Genomic DNA, 20,464 nt, shown 5'->3' on the forward strand with positions numbered 1-20,464 from the left:
AAAGAGGGTTTTAGCCTAGTTCATATTTCTTTACTTAGTTTGATTTTTTTGCGCCAATCTACTTAACTCTTTACTTTTCATTTAAAATCATTTAAAAGCTCCTATGTTCAGCTTTTTAAATTTTGTAGGCGCAAGCCATACTCTGAGGCTAATTTGAATTTTTAGTTCTATTGCCTCCTTCTGAAGGTGGAAATTGTCGTTCAACCTTCCATAAGATATGTTAAGATAGAACCTGGCTACAAGAGGAGTTTGCCACTCACAAGACGCAAGGCAGCTTCCCGTGGTTTAGGCATCTTGTCCGCGCATCGTCGTAGACCAAGCCTGAAGTATAGGGTAGCATTACTGCTTGATAGGCGTAGTCGCAATTGCGATTTCCCTGAGGGTAGCGACTTCTCAAAACCAGCCCTTTGGGCGGCTTCCCGACGGGTAAATTAACAACGCACACGCTCCGGTAGTTTAAAATACCATTAGGCGAATCGTTAAACAATACTACGAGTGTCATAAGTAAATAAAGACACTTGAATTTATCCTGGGAAACAGATTAATAAAAATATCATAGCATGACCTCTATATTCATAATTGATTAGGGTCATACGCCCACAGACAGCCAATAGCAGTGGAAATCTGTCACTGTTGTGTACTTAATAAGGGTGCGGGAACAAAGCACCTAAATATTGTTTGAGTGTTTGAGTAATGAGAAAAAAAACAGAGATTTTTTCAAAATATGGGTGATAAGCCAACAATTGCCATTTCTCACCTGGGCTGCGAGAAAAATAGAATTGATACAGAACATATGTTAGGACTGCTTGTAGAAGCAGGCTACGGTGTAGATACAAATGAAGAATTAGCTGATTATGTAATCGTCAATACCTGTAGTTTTATTGAAGCCGCCAGAGAAGAATCGGTCAGAACTTTAGTCGAATTGGCAGAAGCGAATAAAAAAGTCGTTATTACCGGTTGCATGGCGCAACACTTTCAAGAACAATTATTGGAAGAGTTGCCAGAAGCAGTAGCCGTAGTTGGCACAGGTGATTATCACAAAATTGTCAATGTCATAGAGCGGGTAGAACAAGGGGAACGGGTTAAACTAATTAGCGCCGAACCAACCTACATAGCCGATGAAACGACACCGCGCTACCGGACGACAACAGAAGGAGTAGCTTACCTACGAGTTGCTGAAGGATGCGATTATCGTTGTGCATTTTGTATTATTCCTTATCTCAGAGGGAACCAGCGATCGCGTACTATTGAATCTATAGTCGCCGAAGCCAAGCAATTGGCCAATCAAGGGGTAAAAGAAATTATTCTGATTTCCCAAATCACTACAAATTATGGTTTGGATATTTACGGAAAGCCAAAGTTAGCGGAACTACTCCGCGCTTTAGGGAAAGTAGATGTACCTTGGATCAGAATGCACTATGCCTATCCCACCGGACTCACCCCAGATGTGATAGCGGCGATTCAAGAAACACCCAATGTTCTGCCTTACTTAGATTTGCCCTTGCAACATTCTCATCCAGAGATTCTCCGCGCCATGAACCGTCCCTGGCAAGGACGGGTAAATGATGGAATTATTGATCGCATCAAAACAGCGTTACCATCGTCAGTGCTGCGAACAACCTTTATCGTTGGCTTTCCTGGAGAAACTCAAGAGCATTTTGAGCATTTGCTAGAGTTCACAGAACGACACGAATTTGATCATGTGGGTGTCTTCACCTTTTCACCAGAAGAGGAAACCCCAGCCTACAGTCTACCCAATCAAGTTCCTTCAGAAGTGATGGAAGAGCGCCGTGACAGAATCATGGCACTCCAGCAACCGATTTCTCTCAAGAGAAATCAGCAGGAAGTAGGCAAAACTGTCGATGTCCTGATTGAGCAAGAAAACCCCGAAAGTGGAGAATTAATCGGCCGTTCCGGTAGATTTTCCCCTGAAGTCGATGGTCAAGTCTATATTAAAGGCGAGTCTAGGCTAGGAACCATCGTGCCAGTACAAATCCAAAGTGCCGATGCCTACGACCTCTATGGTCAAATTGTCAATAGTAATTAGTCATTGGTCATTGGTCATTGGTCATTGGTCATATCGCTATGCCCCATGTACCAATTTACAAATAAGTATCGGCTTACAAGTCCAAAACTCACAATAAAATCTAGGAGAATTAATGAATCTTTCCTTTCAAGAACTAGGCATTTCCCAAGAACGTGTTGACAAACTAGAAAAAATTGGTTTTACCGAACCTACTAACATTCAAGCCCAAGCAATTCCCCAACTGTTAGCGGGTCGTGATGTCGTCGGTCAATCTCAAACAGGAACCGGCAAAACAGCAGCCTTTTCGCTGCCGATTTTAGAACAGCTAGATGTTAGCAAAAAAGCCGTACAAGCTTTGGTGTTAACTCCTACTCGTGAATTAGCAATGCAAGTTCACGATGCCATTTCCCAATTTATGGGTGATGATGGATTGCGAGTATTGGCAATTTACGGTGGTCAATCAATTGACCGCCAAATGATGCAACTCAAACGTGGAGTTCACATGGTTGTCGGTACTCCTGGACGGGTAATCGACTTGTTAGACAGAGGCTGTTTAAAGCTCGACCAAGTGAAGTGGTTTGTCTTGGATGAAGCTGATGAAATGTTAAGCATGGGCTTTATTGATGATGTCATCAAAATCCTTTCCCAAGCTCCCAAAGAACGGCAAACAGCTTTATTCTCGGCAACAATGCCACCCTCAATTCGCTCCTTGGTCAACAAGTTTTTGAACTCTCCGGCCACTGTTACCGTTGAGCAACCAAAAGCAGCACCCAATAAAATCAATCAAGTAGCTTACCTGATCCCCCGTCACTGGACAAAAGCCAAAGCTTTACAGCCAATTCTGGAAATGGAAGATCCAGAAACAGCGTTAATCTTTGTTCGCACCAGACGCACAGCCGCTGAACTGACCAATCAATTACAATCTGCTGGTCACAGTGTGGATGAATATCATGGTGACTTGTCCCAACAAGCACGGGAAAGATTGTTGACCCGCTTCCGCAATCGTCAAGTCCGCTGGGTAGTAGCTACTGACATCGCGGCACGGGGGTTAGACGTTGATTTGCTTTCTCACGTGATCAACTTTGATTTACCTGATAGCGTCGAAACCTACGTTCACCGCATTGGTCGGACTGGTCGTGCAGGTAAAGAAGGTACAGCCATTTCCTTGGTACAAACCTTTGAACGGCGCAAGCAACAAGCATTTGAACGTCATAACCGCCAACAGTGGCAAGTGCTGACGATTCCAACAAGAGCGCAAATTGAAGCCAGACACATCAAGAAATTGCAAGAACAGGTAGCAGACGCTTTAACAGGTGAACGCCTAGCTTCATTTTTACCAATCATTAGCGAATTGATTGAAAAATATGATGCTCAAGCGATCGCAGCTGCTGCTTTACAGATTGCTTACGATCAAACCCGTCCTGCTTGGCTGCAAACAGAGGTGGATCTTTCCGTAGAGGAAGGCCCAGCCCCCAAACCCAAGCTCAACAAGCGTCGTGATGGTGGAGATTTCCCAGAGCGCAGTTCTGGAGGCAATCGCAACCGTTCATCTTGGTCTAAATCAGACAACAACGGTGATGAAGACAGACGTGGCAGTGTTAAGCCCAAATTACGCACAGGCCGCAGTGAATCTTCACCTACCCCTAACAATCGCAAGTTAGGCTCACCCACAGGCAGAGAATAGACCGATTAGTTCAATTTTGGATTTTGGATTTTAGATTTTGGATTAAAAATATAGGAATTGATGATTTTTCCTCATCTAAAATCGCCAATCTAAAATCTAAAATTGTCTCAAGGGCGGGTAATTTTTTCTAGCTCGCCAAATTCATCATCAGTCATTTTCCAACCCAAAGCGCCAACATTCTGTTTTACTTGTTCGGCGTTTTTAACTCCAGCAATAGGAATAACGTTCCCCTGAGCAATTAACCAGTTAAGGGCTACTTGAGCGGGGGTGCAACCATATTTTTCACCAATTTTCCGTAATAAAGATAAAACTGGGGCAATTTTATTTAAACCATCTTGACTAAATTGCGGGTCTATGCTTCTTGCACCTGTAGGTTTGTAGGCGGTGGTATATTTGCCTGTTAGCAGTCCTTGAGCTAAGGGACTGTAAGCTAAGATTGTTACACCTAACTCACGGGCAGTTTGCAAAACACCGTTAGTTTCAATTTGTCGTGTTAGCAAAGAATAACGGACTTGGTTAACGGCTAAGGGTACACCCCTTGCGGCTAATATTTTATGTGCTTCTTGCATTTGAGAAGCAGAATAATTACTGACACCTACTGCACCAATTCTGCCCCGCGCCACTTCATCTGCGAGGGTATTCATCAGAGTTTCTTGACTTAAAAAGAAAGCGAAAGGCCAATGAACTTGGTATAATTCAATTCTGTTAACTTGGAGACGTTGGAGACTGGCTGTTAAAGCCTCAGATACAGATTTACCATCCCAACGCCAAGGTAAAGGTCCAAACTTCGTCGCAATTTGTACCTGTTGGGTGGTTTGTTTCATGAACTTTCCTAAAAACTGTTCTGAAAGTCCTAAACCGTAAACTTCCGCAGTATCGAAGAAAGTAACACCAGCATCTAAAGCGGCATTAAAAGCTGCTTGTAACTGTTCTTCACCGTAACCATCGCCGTAATTCCAAAAGAGTTTATCACCCCAAGACCATGTTCCTATGCACAGGGGAGGAACGGCTATGCCATTTTTTCCTAATGTGATGGTTTCCATTTTGCTAAAATTATATTTACATTTCTTTACCTTATTAGTCTAGCGTTATCAAAGTGGGTAGTTGGGCTTTAGCCGCATACAATCAAATTTCCAGAATAATTGTAGCTTGCTTCCCGAAGGGTACGCAGATAAACGCAGATAAACGCAGATAAAGACGGATAAATTCATGGATTTTATGATTCTGTACAGCCTCACATAAAATTGGTATTAGCTTCAAGATGTTCTAGCTGAAGATTTTGATTAAAAGAGATAATATCTTGTAAACAATAGAAAAAAGCAGCTATGGCAATTGGTGATACTTATAAAAACCAAAATCAATCTCTAGCTCTCCCAAAGGTCAACATTTTGACCATGTTTCGGCTAGGATTGTTTCAAATGGGGTTGAGTATGATGTCTATCTTGACTCTGGGGGTACTTAACCGAGTCATGATTAACGAAATCGCAATTCCAGCTACATTGGTGGCTTTGGTGTTAGCATTACCTTCATTTGTGGCACCAACACGGATTTTGTTTGGGCAAATGTCCGATTCTAAACCGTTGTTAGGTTATCATCGCACGGCTTATGTATGGGTAGGAGCAGGAATATTTGCGATCGCTGCTTTTTTAGCGGTACAAGTAATGTGGCAGTTAAATGCCGCTAGTATTGGTGATAGGTGGACATGGACTACCCAAACAATCGGTTGGACAGCAGTTCTAGGTTTAGTTTTCGCAGTTTATGGACTGGCAATTTGTGCTAGTGGTACAACATTTGCAGCTTTATTAGTTGATATCTCCGAAGAAGACAACCGTTCTCAAGTTGTCGGTATTGTTTGGTCAATGTTGATGGTAGGGATTATAGTTGGGGCAATTATTAGCTCTAGCTTATTGCAGCAATTAACCACAGACGCACCCATAGAAACTTTACAAGCTGCAATAAATAGATTATTTCTGATTGTTCCCGGAATAGTTTTTTGTTTAGCAATTGTCGCAACTATAGGTGTTGAAAAAAAATATTCTCGTTTTTTCAACCGTTCCACTCCAGGAAACCGAGAAGATAGTATTACTTTAAGTGGTGCGTGGAAAATCTTAACAGCTAGTCCGCAAACAGGCTTGTTTTTCACCTTTTTATTAGTGATGACTATTAGCTTGTTTATGCAAGATCCAATTTTAGAACCTTATGCGGGGCAGGTCTTTAAAATGCCTTTAGCGGAAAGTACTAAACTTAATGTTTTTTACGGCACAGGCATATTAATTTCTTACGGTATCACAGGTTTTTTCATTGTCCCCCGTTTAGGTAAACGGAGAACTATCAAACTAGGTTGTATTTTAGTGGCATTTGCAGCTTTATTACTGGGTTTTTCAGGATTTTCGGCGAATCCATCTGTGCTGAAATCAACTTTAGTTTTATTTGGTTTAGCTACTGGTTTTGTCACTACCGCAGCAGTTAGTTTAATGCTAGATTTAACAATTGCCGAAGCCGCAGGTACATTTATAGGTGCTTGGGGACTTGCTCAGTCTATATCTAGAGGAATTGCTACTGTAATTGGTGGTACTGTTTTAGATGTGGGGCGCAGATTGTTACCAGATAACTTAGTATTAGCTTATGGTTTGGTATTTGCCTTAGAAGCTACGGGAATGTTGGTATCAATTTGGTTTTTGAATCGTGTCAATGTGACAGAATTTAAAACTAACACCAAACAAGCTTTAGCTTCTGTTCTAGAAAGTGATTTAGATTAATTCGTAATAGTGCCTACGGCAGGCTACCGCCAACGTAATTCGTAATTCGTAATTACTAACTGTTCCCTGTTCCCTATTCCCTAACTAATAACAAATGAACGATTTTTGGAATACGATTTTAGACTTTGCAGAAACCACTACTATCAGAGTGGGAAAACAATTAATGCAGGATTTTGGACAAGTTCAAGCTTCGCAAAAAGCTGATGGTAGCTTGGTAACAAAATCAGATAAATGGGCAGATCAAGAAATTAGAGATGCCATTGTTTCGACTTTTTCAGGTTATGGCATTTTGAGCGAAGAAAGTGATCAAACTTACCCTGATAAAGAATGGTGTTGGGTAATCGATCCTTTGGATGGTACAACCAACTTTACCAGGGGAATTCCTATTTGGTCCATTTCTCTGGGTTTACTTTATCGTGGAACGCCCATTTTTGGCTATGTTTACGCGCCACCATTAAATCAAGCCTTTCACGGATTTTGGGCGGGTTCATCAGGCTTAACAACGCCAACGGGAGCATTTTTAAATAATCATCCCATTCATACCAGTAGTGATACTCCGAGCAAAAATCACTTTTTTAATCTTTGTTCTCGCAGTACGGGAATAATTCAACCAGGCTTTCCCTGTAAACTGCGAATGTTAGGAGTTGCTAGTTATAACTTTCTCACAGTCGCTACTGGTGCGGTTTTGGGAGGAATCGAAGCGACACCAAAGGTTTGGGATATTGCAGGTGCTTGGGTAATTGTTCAAGCTGCTGGAGGTACGTGGGTATCTCTCAATTCTGAGCCTTTTCCATTATCGCCGGGAATAGATTATGGCGATCGCTCTTTTCCCACAATGGTTGTTAGTAATTCAGATTTAGTGACCGTATTTACACCGTTTCTAGAAAGTGTAAAATTTTGACGGCTAACAACTGATACCAGATTAATATGAAGCTGCATAAAATAATTGAACGCGGATGCACGCAGATAAACGCTGATAAAGACAGATAAATCAATGAATTTCAGAATTATGTGCAACCTCACATAAAATTGGTATGACAACTGACAAAATTATGAAAGGACTTTGGTTAGAAAATAATCAATTACAACTACGCACCGATATCCCTATTCCTGAACCACCAGAAGGAGAGGCTTTGGTGCGGGTTTTGCGTGCGGGAATTTGTAATACTGACTTAGAATTAATTAAAGGTTATTATCCCTATACTGGCATTATCGGCCATGAGTTTGTTGGTGTTGTGGAAAAAGGTGCAGATAATTTAATTAATCAAAGAGTAGTTGGTGAAATTAACGCTGCTTGTGGTTATTGTCGCTTTTGTCGTCGGGGACAACCAACTCATTGCGAAAATCGCACAGTTTTAGGTATTGTTAATCGTCATGGTGCATTTGCAGAATATTTATCTTTACCTATTGAAAATTTGCATCTTGTCCCAGAAAATGTTTCTACAGAAGCTGCAACTTTTACTGAACCCATAGCTGCGGCTTTGGAAATTCAAGAACAAGTGCAAATATGTCAAGATGACCGAGTTCTAGTAGTCGGAGATGGTAAATTAGGACAATTAATAGCTCAAACTTTAGCTTTAACAGGTTGTGAGTTATTAGTAGTGGGACGACATGAAGATAAATTAGTCAATTTAGCAGCGAGAGGAATTAAAACTGGTTTAGCTGATGTCGTAACCGATAGATATTTTGATATCTCTGTTGATTGTACAGGAAATCCCGAAGGATTTGCGATCGCTCGTCGGGCTTTACGTCCTCGTGGTACATTAATCTTAAAAAGTACATATTCTGGAAATCTCAGTTTAGATGCTTCTTCTTTGGTGGTAGATGAAATTACCCTAATTGGTTCTCGTTGCGGTCCCTTTGTTCCAGCATTGGAATTGTTAGCGACGGGAAAGATAGATGTACAATCTTTAATTCATACTCATTATCCCCTTTCTCAAGGTTTAGAGGCTTTTGAAAAAGCAAAAACTAAAGGGGTTTTAAAGGTGTTGTTAGAAATGAGTCATTAACATTCATCACATAGATGCTGCACCAGTTGTAACTAGACGTTTAAACAAAGCAGCTGACCAACCAGTTTCCTTGAGGATAGCAGATGTAGAAACCTCTACATAGGACTGCTCAATAAAAGCTAAATCAATCATGCAAATTCTACCTAAAGCCTCTTGTAGTTCCTCTGATTTACCTTCGACTTTGAGCTTTTTACCCACTTCATGAACTACGGTGGCCATAGCTGGAACTATATGCTGAGGGCCAATACCCACTTTGACATGAACTACCCCAATTTGCCAACGACGTTGAGAATAGCCAGCACCCCAATCATCAATTCCCGTAAACATTTCATGAAACCAGTGAATAAAGGTTTCCCGGAGGCGATGAATTCGACCCTCAGATTGATTTAAAATAGCATTCATTTCTGCATCACGTCCTAGAAAACCATAGAAATAATCTGCCATTTCTGACGCAATTTCTAGTCCCCAATCTGCATTTGACTTCAGAATAGATTTATCTTCTGGGGTGAAACCAAAGCGATTTTCCAGCTTGGTCATAAAAGCGAGAGTATCCATAGTCATAAGTCATCCCTATTTTTTACATAAATTCAAGGTTAAGACTGACTGTGTGCGCTGATAAACCTTAGCAGCAGTCTTCACAGTTAAGGCTAAAATTGGCTTTTCAGAACCAAATTCAATCTTCCTTGAATTTAGTCGATAAAGTTGAGGAACTTGTGAGGATAGAAATATTTGCTACAGCCACTTGTCACTAAGCTAGGCATAATCAAGGACTTGTTTATTGAATTATGTAACTTATTATCTGTCCTTTTCCCATTTCGCTATTTTATATACAGCAGATTGCAGATCAATGAGGTACAGAATCAAAATTGAAACCTATACACCAAGCCAGTTTTACTCCTGACTCCTGACTCCTGACTCCTGACTCCTGAATTCTGCTGTATTATACCTGGTTAATAATTGCGCTGTATTCGACTGAGATAAATATAATAAGTGATTAATGTGATTAACATGATTTTACATAGGGGTAAGGGTTTAGCATTGCTAAACCCTTACCAATAATCCACAACAAAGAGAAAGCCCATAGGTGATAATTAATTTGATTGATAATCTTTACAACCAATGGCTTCTTCTGTATTCGCAATGTATGGATTTACCGTACATTTAAGACGATAATTATTAGTAAAAAATTGACAATTATGACAGGGTATTTTGTGCATTTTTTGAGCAGTTTGAACAGTGTCTTTTGTCGCTGTCCATAAATTTAAAAACACCAAAATAATCATAGTCCAAGCTATGAAAAAGCAAATCGGAATCAATAATGGTTGTATCCCATGAATTAGGAAAGATATAAAATTTAACACGGCAATTGCTAATACAAGTGAGGAGTTAGGAATTAATATAACTCCTAACTCCTCATTGATCACTTCTAGCTAAAGATATATTACAGGTAATTTTTAGGTGAATGTGAGAAATCCAGGCTTACCCCTATGGGAGGTTAAACTCCAGCATGACCTAATCCTATACCTATTACCAGATTAGCAGCATTCCCAATACCAATAACGGTTGGGTAGTGGCTTGATATTTGACATCATTATGTCTAAGGTTGTTGTCAATTTACCGCATCTTTCACTTTTCGCTTCTTTAAGAAACTAGACATAAATGGCCGCTCAAAGAATAAGTAAAACCAATAAGCGATAATCAGTGACATTACCGTACCTAGTAAATAAGATCCTGCTGCAAACATATCTGGGGAAATTGGCAGGTAAAACAGGAAGTAACGTACCAACACCAACACTGGACCGTGAATTAGATATAGACTATAGGAAAATGTACCAAGTGCGATCGCTAAAGGATGTTGTAATATTCGTAGTATTAAAGATGGTTTTTTGTCCTCAATTATAGACTTGGTTAAGGAAATAAATAGACAGGCAAATGCCAAACCAGCAAAAGTTTGATTAATCCATATATGCAATTCTAATTGTCGCCATTCAGTTATGACAGCAATACAGGTAAAGATAATAGCCAACCAACCCCAAGGTAAAGAATTTCTAATAGCTACTAACTGGGGTTTTCGAGAAAATCCAATATCTGCTGCTGCCATTCCTAAACAGAATATACATAAAAACCAAGGATTGGCTGATTCAAATAATCCATTCAACAAATATACAGGAGTTAAACCAATTAAAAAAGTAATAATCACAACCCAAAATAATCCCAACCGTCGCCATATAGGTAACAATAATAGCGGAAATAGAAAGTATATTTGCCATTCTGTGGCGATAGTCCACATGGGTGGGTTAATAGTTAGATATGAGTTACTGTCAAGATTATGAACTATGAGTAGTTTAAGCAAGACATCGATCAAAGAAAATCTGGGAGAAAATGCTCCTAGTCCTGCTTCCACATTCCATTGAAAATCAGTAAATTTTTCTAAAACCAAGATAATTGCTGTTAATAGTAAACAGATCAACAGTGTCACGTAGTAAGGTGGTAAAATTCGCCGCGATCGCCTCTTAATATAATTTATGAAACTTCCTGATAGTTGACCATTTTCAGAACGTGCTACTGGCAGCATCAAAACATAACCAGAAAGAACAATGAAAATTACAACACTAAATGCACCATATTTCATGGCTTCTCCAAATAATGACCAAAGTATAGGCAATTGTCCTCCAATTGATGGTTCAACATGAACAAGTACAACATACAAAGACGCTAACCCCCTTAATCCATCCAAATAAGGTAAATGTAATCTTTTTTCCCCAGTAACTTCTATTGTTTTGTTCATTTAATTCTTCTCCTACTATGTTTTTGTTGGTAGATACTTTCACATCTGACTTACTCTAGAATTTTGGTTGATGATGCTCAACTGTTATCTTATATTTTGTTACTCACAAATTGGCATTAAACTAGTAAATATTCACCTGTATGCAGAGAAAATTACCCAGGCGAATCTCTTAAAAATCTAGCTTGAAGTTAACAGAGACGAGTCTGTAAAATTCATAAGTTCTTTACCGTCACGGCTTTTAATTACTCGTGCAGGTATGCCCACAGCTACGGAGAATGGAGGAATATCTTTAGTAACAACAGCACTAGCACCAATTACACTACCTCTACCGATAGTGACACCATCTAATACTTTCACTCCATCTCCTAGCCAACAATCATCCTCAATCACGATTCCCTTCCGAGTACTACCTTGGGATTTAATTAGCTTCGTCGGATCTGTAAAGTTGTGATTATTGGCGTATATCGCAGTATGGGCTGCAATTAAACAGTGTTTGCCAATTTTAACGTCTCCAGGGCCAGCAATACAAACGCTAGGTCCAATAAAAGTATCTTGTCCAATATAAATATAAGTGTTATCTAACGCCCCTATGAGAACATTACGCTCAACAACAACTCCATTTTCTAGATGAATTATATTGTTTTCATGCCCTTTTCCATCTATACGAACACCTTTGAAAATATACACTCCATCACCAATTTCAATAGCATCAGTGCCAATAAATTCAACGCCATCCTGAATATAAACTGAGCTACCTATCCGAGAAAAAATAGCGCGATATAGCAAGTTACGTAATTTCACACCCCCAAAAATTGTGGGAATGTCGCCTAAAAAAGTTGTAAAAAAAAGTTGTTTAAGCCGCTTCAATTTTGAAAAATGTTTCCAGTTATTCATAACTCTATTACTGCTAACTAAAGTGTGATATTGGCGATTGGCATAATTGTAAAATGCCTAAATAAAGGCATCCTGTATTTCAGTCTTGCTGTGTACCATATATATTCCTGTATTTGCATTTTGATATTGCAGATCAAGGGAAAAATAATATGGCTAATATGAAGTTTTTCAAACATTTGAAAAACCCAAGGCAAGTTTTTAAGGCTAGAAGCTATTAAATACAGGTATTATTTAATTGTTGGACATAGCTTATACAAGAAATGCTGTATTTGTTTGCCAGCAAATTCTGTAATTACAGCAGTTTGCAACTCTCTGAGTTCTGCTGTATTATTTCCTATATGTACTGCTTGGAAATTAGAAAAAATACTTTCTTAAATTCGCAACTAATGAATACTGAGGCTTAATGCTTTACCGCAACATCACATTCCTAACTATTGCTGCATATAAGTTAGCAATTTGACAAGCTATTATAATTCAGATATTCAGTTACCAAATATCAAAGTATTTATTTCAATTCAATTACATCTGTTTAAGCTATGCCAAAGTAGGCGTGAAATTTTCTCACTACCATCAAGATGTAATTGTTGAATTAATCATTAAATTTCCAAGCAAGTACAAGCACGTAAAATTAGGGTGGAGTGTCTCCAACTTCCGCCATCACGTTGAAGTTAACCATCGGAGCAAACAAATAAATACTACCCCGATTACTATAACGGCTTCCTTGCAGCCAATTTTTAGAATCTGCCGCTGTTGTAATCATGATATGCCAATGTGATTTACTTATGCACTCTTCGTATAAAACGCCTTGATAGTGACATAAATAATGTTCTTCTACCATCCTAAAAGAGACTTAGGGAATTAATGTAAAGTAACAGTAAAATTAAAAGATAAATTATGAAGATTTAAAAAATAAACATAGTTTTATAATTGGTAATTTCTTAACTCAAAGCTATAAATGATACTATCAAATAGTTGATATTAATTAAATAGATAACCAAATAATTACCGTTCTGTACTAGTATTCAGTTTAAATTTTAGGTAATTTTAGTGTTAAATTAAGTAGCCTATACTGCCAACGCAGCGGTAAATGAGACGGTGCGTTAGGAACGCACCTGATGGTTAAACGCCAGCGTGACCTAATGCAATACCTGTTACCAGCATTCCCAGTACCAAGAACGGTTGGGCGCTGGCTTGATATTTGACATCATTGGCTATGGGGTCACGGAGAAAATACATATCTTGGAAAGTGATTTGGGGGATGATTAATAATACGAGAATTGCTGCATATAAATTCTCATGAATACTCACCAAATAACCTGCAACCAAACCTTGAAATAAGTCAATCATGACTACACAAATCAAAGCCGCAGTTTGCACTCCAAACATGACTGGTAGTGATTGTAATCCTAATTGGCGATCGCCTTCCACACTCTTAAAATCATTGACAATGGCAATACCTAAACCTGCCAAACTGTAGAACAGAGTTAGAATTACAATTTTCCAATTCAATTCTCCAAATAAAGCATGACCAGCCCACCAAGGTAAAGCAATATAACTTGCACCCAAAGCATAGTTTCCTAACCAACCATTTTGTTTTAATTTCAATGGTGGTGCAGAATAGATATAAGCGATGAAAGTACCAAAAACAGACAACAGTAAAACATTAGGAACTGGATGACCTGCCCATAAATCTAAGGTGTAGGCTACACCATATCCTAGTAATAGTAAAAGAATGAATTGGCTAATTACTTGCTTTTCAGAAATTGCCCCAGAAGGGATGGGACGGTAAGGTTCATTAATAGCATCAATTTCCCGGTCATAATAATCATTGATGGTTTGGGTATAACCTGTCAACAAGGGACCAGAAAGTAACATACAAAGGGCGGACTTCAAGACATTTTCTAAAGTCCATGTATAGTTACCAGAAGAAGCCGCACCGCAGACTACACCCCAAATTAGGGGAATCCAGGTAATCGGTTTCATCAATTGCAAGCGAATTTTCCAAATCGAAGTTTCCCCAGCACTTGCACCTTTCATTCCCAGCAATTGCCGAGTTTTCGCATTGCGGTCTTCTGTGATTGTTACTTCTTGACTTGTAGATTCTACAGTCTCATTAGGCTGAGGATTTTGATTAATGGGAGTTGATTCAGACATAAGTTGTAATTGGTGATTGGTGATTGGTGGTTGGTAATTGGTAATTGGAAAAACTTTTACCCATTACCTATTACCTATTACCTATTACCTAAAAAGAAATTATCAAATAACTATTTTGAAACTTGGCTCCAGTAATGGGTTTACCACTTAGAGCAGGGGGTAAGAAGATATTACGGCGATGATCTCCGGCTTCTACGGTGACCTCTGGACCCTGTTGAGTGAGTTTGACTTGTTTTTTGTCAAAACCCGGTAAAAATAAGCGTACTTGACGATTGTGTACGTCGATTTCTATTGGTTTGGGAGCTTGTAATGCTTGCTCGACAAAGTTGGGTAAGGCATCGAGCAGCGGTTGCCATTCACCGTTGGATACATCGGGAACGATGCTGATAGGTAGGGGTGTAAATTCTTCTGAGAGGTTGGTTTTTTCCTCTGAAGCAACTAAAATAGCACCTCCAATAGTTAGACCAACTTGTTGAGCAGTACCCCAAAGATAACGGGAATTGGCTACATCAATGGGATCTGGGGTTGTCACCAAAAAAGCGGCGACGCGTTTGGGGTCAGCTAAAGCAGCTTTACCTTGATCGAGAAAATTATTAACTTGGTTGGTGGGTTGGGCGAAGTTATCAGCCGTCCAATTAACATTAAAGAAACTGGTAATCAGTGGTTGAATTAAGGGCGATTCAGAAATTGTTTTACCTAAATCGGAGTTAACAAACAATTGTCGAAATCGCCTTACATACCAACTTAAAGATTCTGGCATACCCAACATCCGCAAGGTAGAAGCATCGCCCGTACCATCATAGATAATCGCGTCATATTTGCCACTGGCATCATATTCACGAATAGCATTGAGAAAAAGAGCGTTGTCCATGCCTGGTAATACTACCAGTTCTTGCCCATAAACCTCTTTAAAAATAGGTGTGCGGAGGTATTGAGCCTCCAATTTTTTCACTTCGTCCCAGTTGCGTTCTAGCAGTACAGATGCTTGAAACTGTACTGCTTGCAGATTGGGAGAGATTTCCTGGGGGTCAGGAGTCAGAGAAGTATTGAGTAGAATTGGCAATGTTGGATCTGCTAGTCCTGCTAGGAGTACCCGTTTGCCTTGTGTTGCCAAACTAATGGCTGCGGCGATCGCTATCTTACTACGAGCGATGCCGTTTTTGCCTAAAAATGTCAGTATCAAGGCCATTACTCGATTTCCAATTACTGCCTATCTTTTCAATTACAACTTAGCACTCAACCAATCCTGTTCGCCTCTGCTGTAAGTTGTTTCGACTAGGCTGGTTTGATTTCATCTTCAAAAAACCAGGTGGCGGAGTTGTCATCAAACTTCACCACCACACCAATTCCGCGACCATCGGTGACTTTATAACCTTCGATCATGCCGACTTTTCCGAGTTTTTGAGCGATAGTAGAGGATACGCGATCGCGCAAACGAATCACTTTAACTTTCTGTCCGATTTCCATGTCTAGTTACAATGCAATAAACCAAGTCTCAGTGTAGCGGAATCTGGCACTCAGTTTTCATTAGTCATGACTTAAAATTAAATCAGTAAGCAAGTAGGTATACCAGAAATGTTTGTTACAGCCCAACAGCTAGAACAACAAATGCCCGATGCGACTCGTTTGTTAAGTGATGAGCCGGAAATGGAAAGTTCTTTACATTATATGCAGTTGCTAATGCTAGTAACTAGTTTAGAATGGTTATGGCGTGATCAAAATGATTTCTTTATTGGTGCAAATTTAACTATTTATTTTAGTCGTCAACAATTAAAAAATCGAGAATTTAGGGGTCCAGATTTCTTTTTAATCAAAGATACAGAAAAACGTCCCCGGAGTTCTTGGGTTGTATGGGAAGAAGATGGACGTTATCCAGATTTGATTATTGAATTACTGTCAGATAGTACAGCAAAAGTTGACCGCAATCTCAAAAAAGTTCTATATGAAAGTCGGTTTCATACTCCAGAATATTTTTGGTTTAGCCCTGAAAGTTTAGAATTTATGGGGTTTAAACTGGTAGGAAATCAATATCAGGAAATTGTCGCTAATGAACAGGGATTGCTTTGGAGTGAAGTCCTGAATTTATATTTAGGTGTGGCAAATGCTAAACTCCGCTATTTTACATCTGAAGGTGAGTTAGTACCAACACCAGAAGAAGCGGCGACAAAGATACAAAAAGAAGCACAGGTAGCTCAAAATCAAGCTCTTGAGGCAGAACGTCAAGCACAGGCTGCTCAAAATCAAGCTCTTGAAGCAGAAAAACAGTTAGCAGCAGAAAGGGAGAAATCGCAACTTTTGGCAGAAAATTTGCGATCGCTTGGAGTTGACCCAGAGAGTTTGGTTTAAAATAATGCTGAAAATAGTATAAAATGCGCGAATAAGTTTCCTATGGTGTGTGGTGGTGCTTGAAAATGACGCTTTCGCTGAAAAGTAATTTGACTTGGTTGCAAATCCAGCGTTATTGGGAAATTCTGTACGTTTTAGTAGTGCGAACTCTCAAAGTACGTTATCGGGGGTCATTCCTAGGGGTTTATTGGTCACTGTTGAACCCACTAATTATGACCGGACTTTACACTGCCATTTTTGGAGCTACCTTCGCGTCTTATTATGGTAACTCAATCCTCAACTATGTGCTGGCAGCACTTACGGGGCTGTTAGTAATCAATTTTTTCTCCGCTTCTACATCCCAAGCTTTGTCAAGTGTAGTCGGTAATGGCGCATTATTGAATAAGATTCGTCTCCCAGTCAGTGTTTTTCCTGTATCAATGATTGCAGCTAATGTATTTCAGTTTTCCGTAGGAGCATTTCCGTTACTGGCGATTATGACTTTGATTAATTCCAAAAGTCTAGTCAATGTTGCAGCATTGGTGTTTCCATTTTTAGCATTAGTTTTAGTTTCTACAGGAATTGGATTTTTGGTAAGTGCTTTATACGTATTTTTTAGAGACTTACCTTACTTTTATGAGCTAATAACATTTGTAATTTGGATTAGTAGCCCTATCTTTTATCCAGCAGATATTGTACCAAAGCAGGTACAGCCCTTTTTAAGCTTAAATCCCTTATCCCCAATTATTGAAAGTCTGCGTCAAATTACATTATCAGGATCTCCACCAGATTTAGGTTTAATTTGGGGTGCTTTACTTGGTAGCATTATTATTTTGTCACTAGGATGGACTTGTTTTCATCTTTGGCGACATCAGTTTATGGATTTACTGTAAATGGAAGTAATTCGCCTCGATAATGTTTCGCTGTGGCGACGGACGCAAGAAGAGTTTTCTTATGACTTGAAGAAAACACTGCTTTCTATATTAGAGGGCAAATATCGCCAGCCTGCCAAAAAATTAGTACTGGATAATGTTGCTTTAGTAGTTGACAAAGGTGAAAAAATCGGTATTATTGGTGCGAATGGGTCTGGAAAATCCACACTTTTAAAGATTATTTCCGGAATCTTGCAACCTACCTCCGGATCAGTAAGAGTGCGTGGTCAAGTAGCACCTTTGATTGAACTAGGAGCAGGTTTTGACTCAGAAATTTCTGTCATGGACAACATTCTGCTTTATGGCGTACTGCTTGGTTTTTCTAGGGCTGAGATGAAAGAACGGGCGCGGTCTATTTTAGAGTTTGCGGAGTTGGAAGATTATGCTTTAGTTCCAGTTAAGGGTTTATCTTCGGGTATGGCAGCTCGTTTGGGTTTTTCTATTGCCACAGATGTTCAGCCGGATATCTTGATTTTAGATGAGGTGCTGTCAGTGGGAGATGAGAGTTTTAAGAATAAGTGTAAGCAGAGAATTGATAATTTTTGGAATGGGGATACAACGGTTTTAGTAGTGTCCCATGATTTAGATTTTGTTCAAGAATCTTGTGAGCGTCTGCTTTGGTTAGATAAGGGAAAAATAAATTTTACAGGCAATGCTAATGAAACAGTAGATTTCTATTTAAAATCATTAAATAGAATATAATCTCACGAATTTTATAATTTTTTATAAATTTTTTATAGATGAACAATATAACCCCAAATTTCATTCATAATTTTATATTTTATATGAAATTTTTATGCGCTATGATGATAAATAAGCATTTTCTTACGAAAAAATCAAAACATACTTTATTTTCTTCATCAAGAAAAATCTTGAGCTTGCACATAATTAAATAGGAAATTAGCATGAGAATAGCAATTTATAATGAGTTTTTCGGTGAAAATTTTGCAGAAACAGAACTAGCAGAGAGAATTTGTTTAGCTGCTAAGAACTTAGGATGGGAATCTATTGAAGTTGCTTCATCTATAGAAATAAAGAAATTTAATCCTGATTTTGTATTGGTACTTCACTTCAAAACACCAAAATTAACAGGATTTCCTACCTATGGATGTATGTGGAATCCTCCTGATTTTTTTGATCAATATGAAATTGCAATCAAGAGAGAAAAAGCAAAAGAAAATATTTTGAGCTACGATGCTTATCTTTCTTCTTCTGTGCAAATTAACACGTGGTTAAAAGATATTTTATTTGGAACAAATAAGAAATTTTTTATAGCTCCCTTTTATACTAGTTGTCATCAAACTCAATATCAAATGCCATCTCTTGATAATCCTCATTTAGTTTATATAGGAACTAACTGGGATGGTACACGTTTTCAAGAGCTATTTCAACATTTAGATACTAAAGATTACATGGAAATTTATGGCCCTCAAAAAGCCTGGAAACACTTAAAGCATTCATACAAAGGATTACTTCCATTTGATGGAACAAGTGTTTTAAACACTCTGAATAAAGCCGGGTTAGGCTTGTGTTTACACAAAGAAGAACATCGAATATCCTCAATTCCATCCATGAGAATATTTGAAATTGTTGCTTCTGGCGCAGTAGCGATTTGTGAACAACATCCCTTTATTAAAGAGTCTTTTGGCGACTCAGTTTTTTATATTAGTTCAGACTTGAGTCCAATAGAAAAAGTAAATCAAATATCTAGATATGTGCGATGGATACAAAATAATCAGAAAGACGCTTTAGCCATGTCTGCTGAGGCACATAAAATATTTACCGAAAAATACAGTTTTGAGAATTTACTATTAGGAATAGTACAACATCATAAGAAATTAATTAGAGAAAAGGGTTTTTTAACAACTTTCAACAATACTAAAAGAGCAAGTGATAAATCTGTTGAAATAATTGTCAGAGTGGGAGATCGAGATGCAAGTATGGTCAAACGCTGTTTAGATAGTATTGCCAGCCAAGTTTACAACAACATAGGTGTAATAATAGTTAAATATAAACAATTAGATTATTTAGACTCTCTTTTAAAAGACTATGAAGGTAAATTTCCCATCAAAACAATCGAAACCGAATTTTCTGGATTCAGAAGTACCCAAATGATAGCAGGTATAAATGCTGTTGATGCAGAATACTTCGGTATTTTAGATGATGATGATTCCATTCATCCCAACCACATTTATTCTTTAGTTTCTCTCTTAGAAAAATCCAATGAAATAGGAGTAGCCTATTCAGGTTCTATTCGTGTTTGGGAATCTAATGAAAGCGATTTTCGCCAAATTAACAAACACAATTTGCTTCAAGAAACATCAGAGTTAGCATATTTTGAACCTTTTGATATCAATAAATTATTAATTTTTAATAATTTTATTACATCTAATAGCTTCATTGCTAGAAGTTCTTTGATAGATGAAGATTTGAAACATGATCCTGAACTAAGGGTCGCTGAAGATATGTTTTTACTGTTAAATTTATGCAGAAAAACAAAATTTATATTTACCTATGAAGCTACTTGTGAATTTTATTGGCGATCCTCTAAAGCCGAAAATTCTACATTTGAAGGTAATTATTTATGGGAAGAAAGTATTAAGCGTATAAGGCATATGTTCTGGAAAAAATCTTTTCCTTCATCACGATTTATATTATCCCCTGTGGACATAAACTCAAGCTTTACTCAAGCTAATTCAAATATAGATTTAGAGGAATTACAGTTCCAATTACAATATACTTTGAATGTAATCGAAGCCATAAAAACTAGTAAATTTTGGAAATTACGCAATGCTTGGTTTCAACTCAAAAAAGCCCTGAAAATACCTATGGACGATCAGCTATTATAATATTTTCCATTAGTGAGCGATTCTTATTGGGAAGCTTATTAATT

18 protein-coding genes are annotated in these 20,464 nt (G+C 38.4%); 9 read left to right on the top strand and 9 right to left on the bottom strand.

The window, feature by feature from the left end:
- Positions 1-724: 724 nt before the first annotated feature.
- Together rimO and H6G68_RS12405 are read left to right on the top strand one after the other, a co-directional pair.
- Entirely contained in the window at positions 725-2,047 is a 1,323-nt protein-coding gene (gene rimO, locus H6G68_RS12400) for a 30S ribosomal protein S12 methylthiotransferase RimO (RefSeq protein WP_127053062.1), read from the top strand.
- Between the two features lie 112 nt (positions 2,048-2,159).
- A complete protein-coding gene (locus H6G68_RS12405; protein ID WP_190906929.1) occupies positions 2,160-3,710 on the top strand; it encodes a DEAD/DEAH box helicase in 1,551 nt (516 codons plus the stop codon).
- 107 nt (positions 3,711-3,817) lie between these two features.
- On the opposite strand, the gene H6G68_RS12410 is transcribed toward H6G68_RS12405, so the two are convergent.
- Positions 3,818-4,753 carry an aldo/keto reductase gene (locus tag H6G68_RS12410; RefSeq protein WP_190906930.1) on the bottom strand — a complete coding sequence of 312 codons (936 nt, stop codon included), beginning with the start codon at positions 4,751-4,753 and terminating at the stop codon, positions 3,818-3,820.
- Positions 4,754-5,035: 282 nt separating this feature from the next.
- Here H6G68_RS12410 and H6G68_RS12415 point away from each other — a divergent pair, with 282 nt between their 5' ends.
- From H6G68_RS12415 to H6G68_RS12425, 3 genes are all read left to right on the top strand, one after another.
- A complete protein-coding gene (locus H6G68_RS12415) occupies positions 5,036-6,469 on the top strand; it encodes a BCD family MFS transporter (protein ID WP_190906931.1) in 1,434 nt (477 codons plus the stop codon).
- Between the two features lie 94 nt (positions 6,470-6,563).
- On the top strand, positions 6,564-7,370 hold the full coding sequence (locus H6G68_RS12420) for an inositol monophosphatase family protein (protein ID WP_190906932.1): 807 nt from the start codon (positions 6,564-6,566) through the stop codon (positions 7,368-7,370).
- Between the two features lie 151 nt (positions 7,371-7,521).
- Positions 7,522-8,478 carry an MDR/zinc-dependent alcohol dehydrogenase-like family protein gene (locus H6G68_RS12425; protein WP_190906958.1) on the top strand — a complete coding sequence of 319 codons (957 nt, stop codon included), beginning with the start codon at positions 7,522-7,524 and terminating at the stop codon, positions 8,476-8,478.
- Positions 8,479-8,484: 6 nt separating this feature from the next.
- On the opposite strand, the gene H6G68_RS12430 is transcribed toward H6G68_RS12425, so the two are convergent.
- The 8 genes from H6G68_RS12430 to petP form a co-directional block, all read right to left on the bottom strand.
- On the bottom strand, positions 8,485-9,039 hold the full coding sequence (locus H6G68_RS12430; protein ID WP_190906933.1) for a protoglobin domain-containing protein: 555 nt from the start codon (positions 9,037-9,039) through the stop codon (positions 8,485-8,487).
- Positions 9,040-9,569: 530 nt separating this feature from the next.
- Positions 9,570-9,839 (bottom strand): hypothetical protein, encoded by a 270-nt coding sequence (locus tag H6G68_RS27175; RefSeq protein ID WP_127053356.1) that lies wholly within the window; start codon positions 9,837-9,839, stop codon positions 9,570-9,572.
- Positions 9,840-10,087: 248 nt separating this feature from the next.
- Entirely contained in the window at positions 10,088-11,266 is a 1,179-nt protein-coding gene (locus H6G68_RS12435; protein WP_190906934.1) for an acyltransferase family protein, read from the bottom strand.
- Between the two features lie 177 nt (positions 11,267-11,443).
- Entirely contained in the window at positions 11,444-12,160 is a 717-nt protein-coding gene (locus tag H6G68_RS12440; RefSeq protein ID WP_190906935.1) for an acyltransferase, read from the bottom strand.
- A 628-nt stretch (positions 12,161-12,788) separates the two neighbouring features.
- Positions 12,789-12,920: a hypothetical protein gene (locus H6G68_RS27615; protein WP_269076474.1), complete on the bottom strand. Its 132-nt coding sequence runs from the start codon at positions 12,918-12,920 to the stop codon at positions 12,789-12,791.
- Between the two features lie 359 nt (positions 12,921-13,279).
- Positions 13,280-14,314, bottom strand: a complete 1,035-nt coding sequence (gene chlG / locus H6G68_RS12445) for a chlorophyll synthase ChlG (protein ID WP_190906936.1) — start codon at positions 14,312-14,314, stop codon at positions 13,280-13,282.
- Positions 14,315-14,402: 88 nt separating this feature from the next.
- Positions 14,403-15,503: a Get3/ArsA fold putative tail anchor-mediating ATPase NosAFP gene (locus H6G68_RS12450; protein ID WP_190906937.1), complete on the bottom strand. Its 1,101-nt coding sequence runs from the start codon at positions 15,501-15,503 to the stop codon at positions 14,403-14,405.
- A gap of 86 nt (positions 15,504-15,589) precedes the next feature.
- Positions 15,590-15,781 (bottom strand): cytochrome b6f subunit PetP, encoded by a 192-nt coding sequence (gene petP, locus H6G68_RS12455; RefSeq protein ID WP_127053086.1) that lies wholly within the window; start codon positions 15,779-15,781, stop codon positions 15,590-15,592.
- A 108-nt stretch (positions 15,782-15,889) separates the two neighbouring features.
- Between petP and H6G68_RS12460 the strand changes: the two genes are divergently transcribed.
- From H6G68_RS12460 to H6G68_RS12475, 4 genes are all read left to right on the top strand, one after another.
- A complete protein-coding gene (locus H6G68_RS12460) occupies positions 15,890-16,660 on the top strand; it encodes a Uma2 family endonuclease (RefSeq protein WP_190906938.1) in 771 nt (256 codons plus the stop codon).
- A gap of 65 nt (positions 16,661-16,725) precedes the next feature.
- Complete coding sequence (locus H6G68_RS12465) at positions 16,726-17,532, top strand: ABC transporter permease (RefSeq protein ID WP_190906939.1); 807 nt, start codon at positions 16,726-16,728, stop codon at positions 17,530-17,532.
- The gene (locus tag H6G68_RS12470) at positions 17,533-18,273 is read left to right on the top strand and encodes an ABC transporter ATP-binding protein (protein ID WP_190711508.1); all 741 of its coding nucleotides are present in this window, start codon (positions 17,533-17,535) and stop codon (positions 18,271-18,273) included.
- 203 nt (positions 18,274-18,476) lie between these two features.
- Positions 18,477-20,420, top strand: coding sequence for a glycosyltransferase (locus tag H6G68_RS12475; RefSeq protein ID WP_190906940.1), 1,944 nt, complete (start codon positions 18,477-18,479; stop codon positions 20,418-20,420).
- Positions 20,421-20,464 lie beyond the last annotated feature (44 nt).

This window comes from Anabaena catenula FACHB-362, assembly GCF_014698735.1.
Classification (GTDB): domain Bacteria; phylum Cyanobacteriota; class Cyanobacteriia; order Cyanobacteriales; family Nostocaceae; genus Anabaena; species Anabaena variabilis_A.

Bases quoted from the DNA above. Each gene is read 5' to 3' on its own strand.
- rimO (WP_127053062.1), top strand. From the start codon at position 725: ATGGGTGATAAGCCAACAATTGCCATTTCTCACCTGGGCTGCGAGAAA.
- H6G68_RS12405 (WP_190906929.1), top strand. From the start codon at position 2,160: ATGAATCTTTCCTTTCAAGAACTAGGCATTTCCCAAGAACGTGTTGAC.
- H6G68_RS12410 (WP_190906930.1), bottom strand. From the start codon at position 4,753: ATGGAAACCATCACATTAGGAAAAAATGGCATAGCCGTTCCTCCCCTG.
- H6G68_RS12415 (WP_190906931.1), top strand. From the start codon at position 5,036: ATGGCAATTGGTGATACTTATAAAAACCAAAATCAATCTCTAGCTCTC.
- H6G68_RS12420 (WP_190906932.1), top strand. From the start codon at position 6,564: ATGAACGATTTTTGGAATACGATTTTAGACTTTGCAGAAACCACTACT.
- H6G68_RS12425 (WP_190906958.1), top strand. From the start codon at position 7,522: ATGAAAGGACTTTGGTTAGAAAATAATCAATTACAACTACGCACCGAT.
- H6G68_RS12430 (WP_190906933.1), bottom strand. From the start codon at position 9,039: ATGACTATGGATACTCTCGCTTTTATGACCAAGCTGGAAAATCGCTTT.
- H6G68_RS12435 (WP_190906934.1), bottom strand. From the start codon at position 11,266: ATGAACAAAACAATAGAAGTTACTGGGGAAAAAAGATTACATTTACCT.
- H6G68_RS12440 (WP_190906935.1), bottom strand. From the start codon at position 12,160: ATGAATAACTGGAAACATTTTTCAAAATTGAAGCGGCTTAAACAACTT.
- H6G68_RS27615 (WP_269076474.1), bottom strand. From the start codon at position 12,920: ATGATTACAACAGCGGCAGATTCTAAAAATTGGCTGCAAGGAAGCCGT.
- chlG (WP_190906936.1), bottom strand. From the start codon at position 14,314: ATGTCTGAATCAACTCCCATTAATCAAAATCCTCAGCCTAATGAGACT.
- H6G68_RS12450 (WP_190906937.1), bottom strand. From the start codon at position 15,503: ATGGCCTTGATACTGACATTTTTAGGCAAAAACGGCATCGCTCGTAGT.
- petP (WP_127053086.1), bottom strand. From the start codon at position 15,781: ATGGAAATCGGACAGAAAGTTAAAGTGATTCGTTTGCGCGATCGCGTA.
- H6G68_RS12460 (WP_190906938.1), top strand. From the start codon at position 15,890: ATGTTTGTTACAGCCCAACAGCTAGAACAACAAATGCCCGATGCGACT.
- H6G68_RS12465 (WP_190906939.1), top strand. From the start codon at position 16,726: ATGACGCTTTCGCTGAAAAGTAATTTGACTTGGTTGCAAATCCAGCGT.
- H6G68_RS12470 (WP_190711508.1), top strand. From the start codon at position 17,533: ATGGAAGTAATTCGCCTCGATAATGTTTCGCTGTGGCGACGGACGCAA.
- H6G68_RS12475 (WP_190906940.1), top strand. From the start codon at position 18,477: ATGAGAATAGCAATTTATAATGAGTTTTTCGGTGAAAATTTTGCAGAA.